Origin of the sequence: Salinisphaera sp. LB1 (genome assembly GCF_003177035.1) — a bacterium.
Lineage (GTDB): Bacteria > Pseudomonadota > Gammaproteobacteria > Nevskiales > Salinisphaeraceae > Salinisphaera.
In genome coordinates, this window is sequence record NZ_CP029488.1 from 4,110,998 (window position 1) to 4,125,619 (window position 14,622).

Genomic DNA, 14,622 nt, shown 5'->3' on the forward strand with positions numbered 1-14,622 from the left:
CGTCAAAAAATCGTCATCGCCCGCCGCTCGGCCCAAGTCAGCACATCAGATCGGCTGCGCGGTCCGAGCCAGTGCATGCCGATCGATGTACCGCACTCTGCTCAGATTAGAGATGAATCCCTGCCCGGCCAAGACTCAGTCGATACAACAATCTCAGCAGTCGCGATATCGATGTTTTCCAGCTCGAGGCGTATCTAGCCAGCTCATGGGGCAAGTATTTCGTGGCCGCGCACAGGCCACGGCGAGCTTCGCTGACTGACCGTTCGCGGTATTTTTTCACTGACTGCACGTGGTCGATCTTGTCCCAAACCGCCAAGGTTTCGTGTGAATTCGTCCCGCGTTAGAAGACGTTGGCCGCGCACGGAAAAGCGCTTTGCTAGGCCTCTTTCGACCCGGCTTCGACAACCAATCGTTCACCGACAGGAAGCGCTTGTCGTGCCGGGTTTATCTCGACGGTGGACTGCCACACGAGGCCGGCCCTATCGGCATTTCATGGCGGCCGGCGTATGCTGATGCGGCAGCGAGCCTGTCGTAGTTTTAGGAACGAAGCACACGACGACTCCACAAGGGAAAACCACGTCAGGACAAGCGGGTATCAGTCGTTGAGCTCGCTATTTTTATTATCTGCATCATCCTCCAGCCCAAATGTCTGTCGGATCGACAGGATCGCCGTCTGCTGTGTCTGGCGCGCAGCCGCCCCGTGCAATGCGTCCATCGGTGCGTGGAGTAAACGATTGGTCAGATGCCGGGAGAGAGAGTCGAGGACCTCTTCGGCCGGTATGCCACGGGCCAGTTGGCGCTGGGCGCGTCCCAAGGCCACGCGCCGATGCGCGTCGGCGTTCTCGCGCAGCTTTCGGATAGTGGGCACTACTGACCGGGTGCGCAGCCACCGCTCATAAGACTGAACACCATGATCGAGTATGGATTCGGCTTGGTGCACGGCGCTCTTGCGGCTGCGCATGTTGGCCCGGGCCAGGCGTCCCAAATCGTCGGCCGAGCGCAATTCAACCCCCGGGATATCACCGGCCGCCGTCTCGATATCCGCCGGAACCGCCAAATCCAGCAGCAGTTGCGGTTTGTCGCCGCGGCGATAACGGGCACCGCGCACCATTCCGGCAGACAGCACGGGCGCTGGCGCTCCCGTCGTGCTGATGATTATATCCGCCCCGGCAACGGCGTTCGGCAGCTCGCCCAGCCCGATGGCCGTGGCCCCGAACCGCGCTGCCAGAGTCTGCGCTCGTTCCACGTCGCGATTGGCGACCGTAACCTGCCCGACATGGCGAGAGGCTAGATGCCGCACCACCAGTTCCGCGTTCTCACCGGCGCCGATCACGAGCGTACTGACGTTAGCGTGGCAATCCATGAGCTGCGTAATCTGCGAGACCGCCGTGCCCGCGAGCGAGACCGGACAGCGGCCGATACCAGTGTCGGTTCGCACGCGTTTGGCCATGCCCCAGGCATGCTCGTTCAGGCGCGACAACAGGGGCCCGGCACAGCCGCTTTCGCGAGCCTGACTAAAGGCGCGCTTGAGCTGGCCAAGAATCTGCGTTTCGCCGATCACAGCCGAATCGAGCCCCGATGCGACCCGGAACAAATGCTTGACGCTATCCGTGCCCTGATACTGGTAAAAATAAGGGTGAAGGGCGCTAACCGACAACCCGAACCACTCCGCCAGACCGCTGAGCAGCGACGCGCTGTCGCCATCCTCCAGAACCGCATATATCTCGGTACGATTGCAGGTGTTGAGCACCATGCATTCGGCTACACCCGGCAATGAATGTAGATGTTGCAGCGCCCGCAGCCGATCCGCGGACGCCATGGACAGCTGCCCGCGGACCTCCACCGTCGCCGTCCGGTGGCTCAGTCCGAGCACCCATAAACGATTCAGTAGCTGCTGCGTATCGTGGCAGACCGTTTGATTGGCGGCTTCGTGAGCGTTCAGAATAGGTTTAGGCCTTGAGTTCTCATGTGCCAATGGCGACTCCTGTGTCTTACACGCGACCCGCGTACAGCCACCTACCGTGACGTGTCCCCGAGGTTAAGTGATCTCGCCGCCGAGTTACTTGATCTATATCAACTACGGTTCAAAGTCGACGAGGCGGGGCCCAGCGCGATAAGCTCACCCCGCCCCTCATAGCAGCCACGAGTCGCGAGACGATTGAAAGTCGGGGCCTGGACTGTGTTCGGACAAATAGTCCAGTAAAACTGTTTAGCAGTCGTGGGCGCCGAGTTTGGGCACGCCGCCACCTACGTCCCGGCCAAGCCGACGATCCCTAGAGCCACCCGCCATCGCGCTGAAAATGATGCAGACATCCATGATGTCTAGGACAAGAAAACTAGTCTGCTTGACCGCACACCGTCAGAATAGACCCTAAATACATAACCAACGGTGAGGTTATCGTGAACGAATAGACTCGCATCGAAGCAGAAGCCGAAGCGTTACGTGGTCTGATCAGGCATCTACAGAACCGCACCGACGTACAGAACATCGATCTGAGGAAATTGGCTGGTTTCTGCCGCAATTGTCTGGCCAAATGGTATCGTGACGAAGCCGAGCTGCACGGCATTTCGCTTGACTACGATCAAGCTCGTGAGCACATCTACGGCATGTCCCATACTGATTGGAAGGACCGTTATCAGGTCGCGGCCGGCGCGGAGCAAAAGCAGGCGTTCGAATCGACGCGATCGGCGCACGCCGATACCCGCGGCGGTAATTAGCGCGAAATCGGGCCAAGTGCCGTATCGCACGTGAGGCGCGACGCGAAGCACCTGCGACATGTAAAAGTCGCGAAGTAAGCCAGATTGGCGCGAGTGTACGTATTCCGGCCCATCGTGACCGCCAATTCATGGTGACGAATCGGCCAAAAACGTCTCCACCGGCGGTATCTGACGTCGGCCGAGAATGCGTTGAAAGGTCTTCCCGATAGCCGCTGCTTTCGCCTCTGTGTTCGGGGCGCAAAGTAGCTGGAAGCCAACCGGTAGCCCCTGCCCCTCGGTCAGCGGAACGTTGGCGCCGCACAGGCCGAAAATGTTGCCGGGCTGACTGCAGCGCGTTACGGCCCCCGCCAGTCTTGTCCCGTCCTCGGGGTCGGCGAAGTCCGCGACGGGTAGCGGGGGTACCGCGCAAGTGGGGCTGATCCAACCGTCCACCCTTTGCAGGCGCGCCTGCATGATGTCACGCAGCGCCTGATGCCGACGGATAGCCTGTATGTATTCGTCGGCGCGCATGTCCAGCGCGGCAGCGATGCGGGCAGCGACCACCGGGTCCATGTCGCCGCGATGTGTCTTGAAGCGCTCCCGCCCGACTGTTGCCAGCACTTCGCTGCCGAGGATAGCGGGTATGAGTCGCTCACGTTCTTCAGCCTCGGGCAGCGGGACGTCTTCGATCGTGACGCCGGCAGATTGCAATCGCTCGACCGCGGTTTCGAACGCCGCGTGGACGTTGGGGTCGATCTGCTCGTCCATGTAGCCGCGTATGCGGCCAAGGCGCAGCGTGGCGGGCGGGGGCGCCGGCCAGATTACGTGGGTGTCCGGCGTCAGGGCCGCAAGAGCGGTGGCCGCATCGTCAGCGTCGCGGGTGAGCAAGCCGATACTGTCGAGGGTCGTCGATAGAGGGAACACGCCTTGTGTCGGCCAGAGTCCGACGGTCGTCTTCAGCCCGAAGATGCCGCAGAGCGCGGCCGGTACCCGGACCGAGCCGCCCGTGTCGGTGCCGATGGCAAAGGCGCATAGGCCGGCTGACACAGCGACCGCCGATCCGCTGCTGGAGCCACCCGGCAAGCGATGTATCCCGGCGTCCCAGGGATTCCACGGCGTGCCCCGGACCGAATTGATGCCGGCTGCGCCGAAGGCACATTCGACGGTCCGGGTAGTACCCAGAATGACGCAGCCAGCGCGCTTGAGGGCTTTCACGAACGGGCCTTCGGCACCGATGGCGTCGTCCAAAGGCACACGCGATCCCGCCGTGACCGGCATGCCGTCGATGGCGAACAGGTCCTTGACGGCAACGGGTACGCCCATGAGCGGACCGAGATCCGCCCCGCTGGCGAGCAAGGCGTCGATGGCTTGGGCCTGAGCCAATGCGGCACCCGCGGCGACGTATTCGAAGGCACCCAGCTTTGGATCGAGTACCTCAATGCGTGACAGACAGGCGCGGGTCACGTCTTCCGCACTGGACTCGCCCGTGCGAAGCCGGCGACCGAATTCATCCAGACTGCAGCCGTCGAAAGGGTCCGAAGCCAACGTGCGTGCAAAGTCAGCAGTCATGTCGAGTGATGTTCGTGAGCTGAAAAGACCAACGTAGCTCATTGCAAGCTTGCTCACCCTATAAATAAGCTGTCAAAAAGCCCGCCGGCTGCTTGCTGACCGCAACGCTGACGATATAGGCAAATACCAGCAGTGCCATCAAACCGGCAGTGGCGCGTACGATGGTTGATCGCGGGCCACGAAACAGAACCACGCCGAGCGCGATATACGCAATCAGACCGACCACCTTGGCGGTCAGCCAGTCGCTGTTGAAAAACGGATATTGCTGAATCAGAAACGCCAGCGTTAGGCCGCTGGCCAACAGCAGAGTGTCGACGATGTGCGGCGCCACGCGCAACCAGCGCCAGAGCCCGCGCCCGGAGAGCAAAACCCAGGCGCCGCGCGCGACAAATAAACTGATGCTCGCCGCCACGCAGACCACGTGGACCGTTCTTATTTGCAGAAAATACGCAGCGAGATGCATTGGGATATCGGCGATTTCCCTGGATTGGATCGACTGACTCGAAAGTTGCTGCGAGAGTACCGCGACTTTCGACGCTCAGCCTTGATCCGGATCAAGTGCACTCATCCTATCGGCGGGCACAATCGGTACACGACACAGTCGATTCGTACGACCGGCAAGCAACTGTAATCAGAGCATCAGAGGACTCGAAAGCTTGACTTTCGCCCCTCGCAATCCGAGCGCGCTTGATTGCGATATCTTATTTCGCAATCATGACATGAGGTGTTCCCGTAGTGCCGCCAAGCTTGGGATATGCAGTCGATAGCCTTGCATTTCGATCAGATCCGCCTCGACCAGCAGACGCAAGACGCGCGACAGCGTTTCAGGCGTAACTGCGAGCTTGGCTGCGATCAACGATTTGGAGACTGGCAGCGTAATGGTGGTTTTATCGACATCACGCGCCGATACCAGGCTGATCAGATAATGGACGATGCGATAACGGCTATTTTGTAACGTGAGCGCTTCGATTTCGTCCCAGTGGGCCTGGATGCGCTCGGTCATGCAGGCCAGCACCGTCCGACAGGTGGCAAACGACGCCCTCATGATCTCGAGATACGCGATGGACTCAATAGCGACCAGGACACCCGAGCCCAGACCTCGCGCATGGACTGGGTACGCGGGGATGTCCATGAACATGATGCTCTCGGCAAAACTCTGGCCGGGCTGAATCAGCCGCATGATCTTTTCATGTCCTCCATCCGAGACGCGATAGAGTTTCACCGTGCCACGATGCAGTAGAAAAAACGCGCCGGCTTCATCGCCACGCTGGAACAGTGATTGGCCTGCGGAAAACGCCTGAACATGAACATGCGGCAACAAACGGGCATGCTGGGCGTCAGTTAAATTCGCGAACAGATAGTGCGTTCGCAAATCCTGTATGACCGCATTCTCGGCGGCGCTCATCGGAAAACAATCCTGTCACGCATGAATCGGGGCACGTTCGACACCTCGTTCAAATCCACTCAATCATTTGGCTCATGATAGGCATAATTGCCTATCGGGCGCTCGCCTTCGGCTCGGCGGTGTTCGACCAACCCCTGGCCACCTACCCCTGACAGACACATTATTGCTTGAAAGTCTTGATATAGATCAAGGCTAACATCGCCCACGCGCGATAAGATTCCAACGTCGACCTAAATCGGTGGATCGGACCCGTGGTTTCACTGTTCGGGCTCGCGCGAACATTATCTTAAACGTGAGATATGGCTGCGGATAGACCCAGAGCGATCACGGGAGAAAAGCGACGATTGGGGTCGGTCTATCCGAATCACGCGCTTTTCTCAGCGCCCCATCGACTCTTTTTTCTGGTCGGCGCCATCCAACTCGTAGCGAGCGTACTCGTGTGGCTGATCATATTGATCGGTCTATATACCCCTGCGGTGCCGACTCTATCACTAACCGTTGACGGGATATCAGCGCATAGTTTCTTGATGCTGTACGGGCTGTTCACCTTCTTTGTCTTCGGATTTTTGACCACCGTGTTTCCCCGTTGGCTGGCGACCGAAGTGATTGACCCGCGCCGGTACGTTGTGATCGCTATTTTATTGGCCGCCGGTATCGCCGGCTATTATCTCGGGCTGTTCACCCGCCGCGATATAGCCTTCGTGGGCAACATGATTTTTGTTGCCGGCTGGGGTCTGGGCTTGTGGACGCTAGTGGGAATCTGGCGGCGATCCAATCATCCGGACAAGCGTTTTGCCCTCTTCCCGCTCACCTGCGCGACCGCGGGCTGCGCCGGGGCGATCGTCTACGCGCTCTGGCTGTGGACATCGCGACCTGAATTACGCCAGGCCGCGATCGCGATCGGTATGTGGCTCTATCTCGTACCCTTGATCGTAGCGGTCAGCCATCGAATGATTCCGTTTTTCAGCGCTCGCGTGCTGAACGACTACACCGTTGTCAAACCCGACTGGACACTACCGGCCACGCTGCTCTGTGTGACAGTGCATTGCCTATTGGCGATCATCGGTCAACCCGAATGGACCGTGTTGGCGGACCTACCGCTGGCACTACTCGCCGGCTGGCACAGCGTTCGCTGGGGGCTGGTTCGCAGCTTGCACGTACCGCTGCTGGGCATGCTGCACATCAGCTTTGCCTGGCTGCCCGTGGCGATGGGTCTATACACCGCGCAACGTCTGTTGCAATTGACCGATGCGCCGTTCGACCTCGGTATGGCCCCGCTGCACGCGCTGGGCATCGGCTTTGTGACGAGCATGGTCGTAGCGATGGCGTCCCGGGTCAGTCTTGGACACTCGGGCCGACCGCTGGTCGCCGATCGAATTATTCTGTGGACGTTCGTCATTGTCCAATTGACGGCTATTACGCGGGTACTCGCCGAAATTCCTTTGCCGGGGAACGGCTATGCCTACCTTGGACTGGTTTTGGCTACAGCTGTCCTCTGGCTCGCTGCGTTCATTCCCTGGAGCCTGCGCTTTGGCGCGATCTATCTACGGCGCCGCGTGGACGGCGCGCCCGGCTGAGGGCGCCGTGGTTGCGTCCGGATCACGACCTTACCAAGCTGGCGATGACTCGCCGCCAGGGTCGACGGGCCCCTATCGATTCCAATGAGGCCCCCGATGTTTGTCAAAAGCTCTGATCAAGTTGCGCCGAAGACGCTATTCAAACGCTTCCCGGTACCCAAAAACTTTCACGCGACACCTGAATCGCGCATTGGGGTGGGCAAAACCTGGCCGGCGCCGGCACGCGCGACGCACACCAAAACGCTGAAAATTTACCGCTATGACCCAGACAGGGGCGCAAACCCACGGATCGACACGTTCGAAATTGATCTGGACGACTGTGGCCCGATGCTGTTGGACGCCTTAATCAAAATCAAGAACGAAATCGATCCAACGCTCACATTCCGCCGCTCCTGTCGCGAAGGGGTCTGCGGCTCCTGCGCCATGAATATCGACGGTACGAACTGGCTAGCCTGCATCCGCCCGCTAACGGAGGTCGCCGACCCCGGTACCGTTTACCCGCTGAATAACATGGAAATCATCAAGGACTTGGTGCCCGATCAAACCCATGTATTCGCGCAGTACGCAGCAATCGAACCCTGGCTGAAAACCGACACGCCACCACCGAGCCGCGAACGTCGCCAATCGCCGGAAGAACGCCGTCAACTCGAAGGTGATTATGAGTGCATCCTTTGTTTTTGCTGCACTTCCTCGGCATTGGCAGACGCGATTGATAGATAGGTCGGCGCGATCACGCGACACGCGCTTGTAAGCGCAACTTCTTCAAGTGGAGAAGGATCATTGCATGCACAGTCCAACGCCAGCACAGATCATGGGCTCCCCACGCCAACAACGCCGCAGGACGCAACGCTCTATACGGGGGCGGAAGCGTTTCCGCGCGATCATCGGCTATATCCGGCGACCAGATGGATTAACCGCTACGGCGCGAGCCGCACGATGAACCTGCATGTCGATATCGTCAGTGCCGAAGGCGAAGTCTACGCGGGGCCGGCGGCCATGGTGTTCGTGATTGGGGAGATGGGCGAGTTGGGCATTCTGCCGCAGCATGCGCCGTTGCTCACGCGTATTCGCCCGGGGCCGGTCCGCATTTGCCACGACGACGAGCCGGAAGAGCTATTGTTCGTCTCGGGCGGGCTCCTCGAAGTTCAACCGCATCAGGTCACCGTATTGGCCGATACGGCCGAGCGCGCGGCCGAGATTGATGAAGCCGCGGCACAACGCGCCAAACGGCGAGCCGAGGACACAATCTCCAGCGCCGCGGATCAGGTCAGTCTGGCGCGCGCCCAGGCCGAACTAGCCGAAGCCGTAGCCCGCCTCGAGATCGTCAAACGGATCTGGACCCAATTGCCCTAGATACCATCTTGCCGCCTCCGCACCAAGGGGCTCATGTAGCGCCTTGGGGTTGATAGGGCGTCTGGTGCTTAAGCACGCCATACGCGAGATGGACGAGCTTGCGCATGGCGCCGCCGAGGGCGCTCATATCGCTTTTACCGCGTGCTGTTAAGCGTTGATACTGGGCCGCGATATCCGGGTTGTGTTTGGTGCTGACGATGGCGGCCATATAGAGCAGTTGTCGCAGTTTAGGATTACCGGCCTTGGATAGACGCGGCGGTCCATGGACCGAACTTCCCGAATCCCACGGCACCGGGATGACGCCGATGAAGGCCGCGGCTTGGCGGGCACTGGTGAAGTCGCGGCTTCGCAGTGTGGCCAGCAGGCGCCGCGATACGGTGGGGCCAATGCCGGGCACCGACTCTAATAAAGCGCGATCTTTTTTCAGCGCGGGATGGCGATCGAAATGATCGTCAATATCGCGCGTCAACCGATCGCGTTCGGCCCGTAGCGCGTCGAGCACCGTATCGATCGACGCGATGATCTCTTCGGCCTGAACGACCTCGGCCTTTTCCCGGCGATTGCGCTCGCGTTGAATATCCTTATCGAGCGCCTCAAGACGGGCGAGACGCGCCTTGAGTCCACGCACCGCCGCAGGTTCGGGTTGCCACAGCCGCGGGCGACGAGCCGCCCCATAGCGGGCCAGAACGACGCTGTCTTTCCGGTCGTTCTTGCCGCGCACTCCCAGGCTTTTGGCAAACTCCCGGACCTGCGCGGGGTTCATCACGGACACGCCCAAACCGGCCTCATAAAGCGCCTGAGCCAAGGCTTCGTGATAAATCCCGGTCGCTTCCATGATGATGTGGATTTGATCGGCCGGCGTGCCGGTCTGCTGCGCCAGCCAGTCCAATACAGCCGCGTGCCCCGCGGTGTCGTTGCCAAAGACCTTGGTCTTGACCTTGACCCGATCAGGATCCCGCAGCCAGGCACAGTCGAATTTGCGTTTACTGACGTCAATGCCGATGTAGACGGTCATCTCGTGCCTTCTCCTTGTTCGTGCAGTCTCACCGCGCCAGCGGGGACTTGGATACCATTCACGTTTGCGAGATGAAAAATCGGTCGGGGGCATGATCTAACGCGCAAGCTATAAGCTTCAGGGTCTGTGGATGCTCACCCGACCGAGCACCGCTGACTGGTAGCTAATCAGTCAGCTTCGGCAAGACACAAGGGTCTGTCGTCATGAGCTTTTAAGCAACAACATGAATCCTGCACCGGGCATCCCTAGGCTTGGATACAGCTTGCTGCAGCAGGTTTTTCTTCGGGTGAATGCTTTGGATCATATGCCGGTGCGCGATGTAAACCGCCCCGGTTCCCTTTCGCTTGGCTCCTAGCAGGCTCCTGGAATCGAGGCCTTTCAGGAGCACTTCATGGCAAAGATCAAACTAACCAAGAGCGTTGTTGACGCGGCTCAAGCCCAGACCTGCGACGTTGAACTCCGGGACACAATCGTTCCGGGTTTCCTGTGCAAGATCACACCCACCTGCCGCAAGGTTTTCATGCTTGAGTATCGCACGAACTCGGGCGTGCGCCGCAAACCTGCGCTTGGCCAGTTCGGCGAACTGACCGTCGAACAAGCCCGGTCGCTGGCCCAAGACTGGCTGGCCGAAGTCCGGCGCGGTGGCGACCCCGGACATGACAAGGCGGAGGCCCGGAAGGCACCGACTGTCAAGGAACTGTGCAGCCGGTTCATGGAAGACCACTCCAAGTTACACAACAAGCCCAGCACGCAGAAAGGCTACCAGTATCAGATTGACCGCTTCATCGTTCCCGCCTTCGGCAGCAAGAAAACCCATGAGGTCACGCGCCAAGACATCACTGCGCTGATGAAGCGTCTTGAGAAATCGCCTACGCAGGCCAACCACGTGCTGGCTTGCGTCCGCAAGATGTTCAACCTGGCCGAACTGTGGGCCTACCGGCCCGACGGCTCGAATCCCTGCCGCCACGTACCCAAGTACCCGGAGAAAGGCTCGACTCGCCTTATCACCGACGAACAGATGATCAAGCTGTTCGCTTATCTGGACAAGGCCGAAGCCGAAGGACTGGAGCATCCGACCTATCTGCTGGCCATCCGTCTGCAATTCGAGTTCGCCGCACGCATGTCGGAGATTCTGCTGTTGCAGTGGGACTGGATCGACCTGTCGAATGGCCGGGTGGTCTGGCCGGACAGCAAGACCGGCGATATATCTAAACCGTTGAGCGCCGAGGCCCGCCGCTTGCTGGAGAACGCACCCCGCTTTGGCGAATCGCCTTTCGTCTGCCCGGCTACTCGCAATCACAACAAGCCGCTCAGCCCCCACGTCTACTACGACGCGTGGCGACGTATCCTCGATCACGCCGGTGTACCGAGAATCGGCACCCACGGCATCCGCCATCGCTCGGCGACTGATGTTGCCAATTCGGGCATTCCAGTCAAGGTCGGCATGGCTTTGACCGCGCACAAGACTGCGGCAATGTTCATGCGCTACGTGCACACCGAGGATGACCCCCAGTACGCAAGGCCGCCGAATTAGTAGCGAGTCAGCGCAAATCGGTGGTTGGCGCCGGCCGGAATCGAAACAAGTGAACGCCTGAACGGCGGCAAGCATCCCGCGCCGCCGGCTCGATGGTCGTATCGCCGTCACGACCATCGGACCGGTCGTTTTCTCGCACGAACACCACTTTATAGACAGGGAATGTGCGCCTGTTTCGGGGGATATAGTTTTGGAGACCAACGACCGCACATCATCAAGCGGAAGCACTTTGCGCGGTGGCAGGCGGGCTAAAACCGGTGCCGAGCACCGGACTCAGAGGTAGCCCGCTCGATCATCAACAGACCACCCAAACCCGCATGGTTAAAGGGATTCATTTTGGTTGAAACAAGGCCCTACCGTCGCTTTTACCGTCAGATCCATGGCGCTTTTTACTTCCGCGGGAAATGGAACGTTTTGCGGGGCGTCAACTCCAGCGGCTTTATTATCAACTCGGCGTCAGTTTACTGGATAGGCGCGCTTTCGTCATGCGCCAAGAAGCAGCGATGGGAAACCTATGAACCGCCCCGGGAATGCTGGAGACTCCAACTCTTGAGAGAATTGGAGCATGAAACAGCGGAAACCTTATTCCCCGGAAGTCCGTGAACGAGCGGTTCGCATGGTCTTTGAGCATCAGGCGGACTACAGCTCGCAGTGGGCGGCGATCGGTTCGATCGCCGGCAAGATCGGCTGTACGCCCGAGACGCTGCGCAGTTGGGTTCGCCAGGCCGAACGGGACCGCGGGCTGCGCAATGGCCAGAGCACGGAAGAGCGCGAGCGCATCAAGGCGCTTGAGCGTGAGAACCGTGAGTTGAAACGGGCCAATGAGATCCTGCGCAAGGCTTCGGCCTATTTTGCCCAGGCGGAGCTCGACCGCCGACACAAGTGATGGTGACGTTCATCGACGATTATCGCCGGGTCTACGGTGTCGGGCCGATCTGCCGTGTGCTGCCGATCGCACCGTCGACCTACTATGCCGCCAAGGCCCGGCAAACCGACCCGGCTCGCCGTTCGAAGCGGGACCGACGTGAGAGGGTCTTGAGCGACGCCATCCAGCAGGTCTGGGAGGCCAATCGTTGCGTCTATGGCGCCCGCAAAGTCTGGCTGCAGTTGCAGCGTGAGGGTTGGTCGGTGGCTCGGTGCACGGTCGAGCGTCTGATGCGTCAGATGGGCTTGCAAGGCGCTGTGCGCGGGCGCACGCCGAAAACGACCACTTCCGACCCCAACCAACCGAGCCCGGGCGACCACGTCCAGCGTGACTTCACAGCCGCCCGACCCGATCGGCTCTGGGTGGCCGATTTTACGTACTGCCCGACCCGGCACGGCTTTGTTTATGCAGCGTTTGTTATCGATGCGTTCGCGCGTCGCATTGTCGGCTGGCGCGTTTCGAGCGCCCCCAACACGGGCCTCGTGCTCGACGCGCTCGAGCAGGCCATCCATGACCGGCAACCCGGCCAGCGCCTGATTCAGCACACCGACCGCGGGGTGCAATACCTGTCAATTCGCTATAGCGAACGCCTGGCGGATGTCGGTATCACCCCGTCGGCCGGCCGCGTCGGCAGTTCATACGATAACGCGCTGGCCGAGACCGTGATCGGCCTGTTCAAGACGGAAGTCATCCGTCAGCACGACGGGCCGTGGCCTCACCTTGCCGCCGTCGAGTTCGCGGTGCTGGACTGGGTCGACTGGTTCAATAATCAGCGGCTGTTCGAGCCGATCGGTGATATGCCGCCGGCCGAGGCTGAAGCCAACTTCTATGACACAATCGCCGGGTCTGCCAAAGTGGCATGACTCAAACCCACGAGTCTCCGGTAAACCCGGGGCGGTTCACTACTTAGCTTAATCTAGCCATTCGTCCCCCCCTGAGGAAAAACGACCTTAATCGCTCTGCAAGAGCCTCTTTAAATTCGACAAAATCTTCGCGCGCACTACCTCCACCGGCGATCCCGCACAGGAGGCGATCATTTCGACGGCACGGCCTACGTCGCCTGGCTTGATCGGTTTGTCATCGCGAGTAAGGAAAGGCCCGTCTGTCTCGGTCAGAACACGGTCGATCGGTATTTCGCGTATTACGCGCACACCGCTCGCGGAGGCGAGCATGCCCTCGTTCACAGAGAAATAGCAGCCGCGATCAACGGCCCTACGCACAGCAGCCTTACTGCCAGTGAACCAATGCAAGACGACGCCTGCCCGATCCGGCGGCAGATGCTCGTCAAGCATGTCCAGGATGGGCTTCGTCGCCCTTACGCTGTGCAGACTCAGGATCTTATTGCCTTGCTCCGCACAGGCTCGAAGAATCCTCTCAAAGATCAACCTCTGCAGCTCGAACGAGCGATAGTGAGCGGGTCCGCGATCAAGCCCGACCTCCCCGACGTAACGCGTCCGCGGCAAGAGACTCTCGAACAGGTCGATCTCCAGGTGCCGGTCGGCGACGAGCTGCGGATGTAGACCGAGCCCAACCCTCACGAAGTCGCTGTCCGCGGACAGTTCGACGTTCCTCTCAAACGCCTTCGGGGTGGTCGTGACGGCCAAGGTCGCCACGCGCAAGCGATCGCAGGTCGCGATCGCTTGCGCGAGGTCTGGATAAAGGTCGAGATGCGTATGGAAGTCCACGTAATCGGGCCGCATGGTCAGCCGCCCGGCCGTGCCCGAACACCCCTCAGGAGCTCGGCGACTTCAAGGACGCCGCGTCGAAACACATCGGCGTAGTCCTGTATCGCGTCCGGCTCGTCATGAAGCGGGCCGGGCTTGTGGACCAGGATCTTCGCAAGACCTGGCTTTGCATTGATCCGCTTGGCCATCAGTTGGAACGATCGGATGTGCTCCCCCTCAGGCTGGTCGGAGGCCAGAACTTGCCCTTTCAGATGCTCAACCATGTAGAGCGTCTCATCGTCTCCATCAAGGCCAACCTCAAGCGAGGCTCTACGGATCAGGCACGGGACGCAGTAGCCACAGTGCCGAGGGGAGAGCTTCTTGTAGCGCGCCTTCGCCGGCGATGAGCACGACATGGAGTTCGCCACTATCTTCTCTAGGAAAGCCTTGTCCGCACAGTTAGCGACCATCTCGCCCTTCGTCATGTGCCTGTATGGGTTGTTCAGTTCGACGTCGAGGGCGAGGGCCTCGATGAGCCTCTGCATACTCGCGATGAAGTGCGGATGCGCCGTTCGCGTGCTCAGCGCCCCAAAGCGCAAGGGGTCTAAGGGTACATTGAGCGCGATGAGGCCGTTCTCCGGTATGTCGACGGTGATCCGTCCATCGATCGCCGACGCAGCCAGCGTCGCCAGCGAGTAGAAGAGGAAGGATCGTCCCCTCTGCGTATTCTCCGTCTGCCCAGTGGTGAGATGGTGCTTGTCGAAACCGAGCCTCACCCGAAGGCTCTTGAAGGCTTCTTTGCCGAACCGGGTTTCCAACCGGTTAAGGACGTAGGCCTGGGCTTTCGCCGTCTCGCTGTCCCAATAATGGCTGACGAACAGTG

11 protein-coding genes, 2 pseudogenes and 1 other annotated feature are annotated in these 14,622 nt (G+C 60.0%); of the genes and pseudogenes, 6 read left to right on the forward strand and 7 right to left on the reverse strand.

What is annotated here, in order from left to right:
• Positions 1-595: 595 nt before the first annotated feature.
• Positions 596-1,975, reverse strand: a complete 1,380-nt coding sequence (gene hemA / locus SALB1_RS18465; protein WP_109995179.1) for a glutamyl-tRNA reductase — start codon at positions 1,973-1,975, stop codon at positions 596-598.
• A 527-nt stretch (positions 1,976-2,502) separates the two neighbouring features.
• On the opposite strand from hemA, the gene SALB1_RS19760 reads away from it, so the two are divergent.
• Positions 2,503-2,718 (forward strand): DUF1244 domain-containing protein, encoded by a 216-nt coding sequence (locus tag SALB1_RS19760; protein ID WP_222843045.1) that lies wholly within the window; start codon positions 2,503-2,505, stop codon positions 2,716-2,718.
• 126 nt (positions 2,719-2,844) lie between these two features.
• On the opposite strand, the gene SALB1_RS18475 is transcribed toward SALB1_RS19760, so the two are convergent.
• The 3 genes from SALB1_RS18475 to SALB1_RS18485 form a co-directional block, all read right to left on the reverse strand.
• Entirely contained in the window at positions 2,845-4,308 is a 1,464-nt protein-coding gene (locus tag SALB1_RS18475) for an amidase (protein WP_145961384.1), read from the reverse strand.
• A gap of 16 nt (positions 4,309-4,324) precedes the next feature.
• Positions 4,325-4,729: a SirB2 family protein gene (locus tag SALB1_RS18480; protein WP_109995181.1), complete on the reverse strand. Its 405-nt coding sequence runs from the start codon at positions 4,727-4,729 to the stop codon at positions 4,325-4,327.
• A 249-nt stretch (positions 4,730-4,978) separates the two neighbouring features.
• The gene (locus tag SALB1_RS18485) at positions 4,979-5,671 is read right to left on the reverse strand and encodes a Crp/Fnr family transcriptional regulator (RefSeq protein WP_109995182.1); all 693 of its coding nucleotides are present in this window, start codon (positions 5,669-5,671) and stop codon (positions 4,979-4,981) included.
• 299 nt (positions 5,672-5,970) lie between these two features.
• Here SALB1_RS18485 and SALB1_RS18490 point away from each other — a divergent pair, with 299 nt between their 5' ends.
• The 3 genes and pseudogenes from SALB1_RS18490 (at position 5,971) to SALB1_RS18500 (ending at position 8,601) form a co-directional block, all read left to right on the forward strand.
• Entirely contained in the window at positions 5,971-7,248 is a 1,278-nt protein-coding gene (locus SALB1_RS18490; protein WP_109995183.1) for an NnrS family protein, read from the forward strand.
• A gap of 96 nt (positions 7,249-7,344) precedes the next feature.
• Positions 7,345-7,941: pseudogene (locus SALB1_RS18495) on the forward strand (2Fe-2S iron-sulfur cluster-binding protein); the annotation flags it as partial.
• A gap of 243 nt (positions 7,942-8,184) precedes the next feature.
• On the forward strand, positions 8,185-8,601 hold the full coding sequence (locus tag SALB1_RS18500; RefSeq protein WP_109995185.1) for a F0F1 ATP synthase subunit epsilon: 417 nt from the start codon (positions 8,185-8,187) through the stop codon (positions 8,599-8,601).
• A gap of 31 nt (positions 8,602-8,632) precedes the next feature.
• Here the strand turns inward: SALB1_RS18500 and SALB1_RS18505 are convergent, their stop codons facing one another.
• Positions 8,633-9,616 carry an IS110 family transposase gene (locus tag SALB1_RS18505; protein WP_109993079.1) on the reverse strand — a complete coding sequence of 328 codons (984 nt, stop codon included), beginning with the start codon at positions 9,614-9,616 and terminating at the stop codon, positions 8,633-8,635.
• A gap of 391 nt (positions 9,617-10,007) precedes the next feature.
• Here SALB1_RS18505 and SALB1_RS18510 point away from each other — a divergent pair.
• Positions 10,008-11,203 (forward strand): annotated as a pseudogene (locus SALB1_RS18510) (tyrosine-type recombinase/integrase).
• 512 nt (positions 11,204-11,715) lie between these two features.
• Positions 11,716-12,938 (forward strand): IS3 family transposase gene (locus tag SALB1_RS18515; RefSeq protein WP_109993132.1). Its coding sequence is split into 2 segments (ribosomal slippage): positions 11,716-12,001 and positions 12,001-12,938, totalling 1,224 coding nucleotides; the frame shifts between segments, so codons are not numbered across the junction.
• Positions 11,994-12,110: a sequence feature (AL1L pseudoknot), on the forward strand. Its footprint overlaps the gene before it by 117 nt.
• 87 nt (positions 12,939-13,025) lie before the next feature.
• Here the strand turns inward: SALB1_RS18515 and qatD are convergent.
• Together qatD and qatC are read right to left on the reverse strand one after the other, a co-directional pair.
• Entirely contained in the window at positions 13,026-13,775 is a 750-nt protein-coding gene (gene qatD, locus SALB1_RS18520; protein WP_109995186.1) for a Qat anti-phage system TatD family nuclease QatD, read from the reverse strand.
• Positions 13,776-13,777: 2 nt separating this feature from the next.
• Positions 13,778-14,620, reverse strand: a complete 843-nt coding sequence (gene qatC, locus SALB1_RS19320) for a Qat anti-phage system QueC-like protein QatC (RefSeq protein WP_304572182.1) — start codon at positions 14,618-14,620, stop codon at positions 13,778-13,780.
• Positions 14,621-14,622 lie beyond the last annotated feature (2 nt).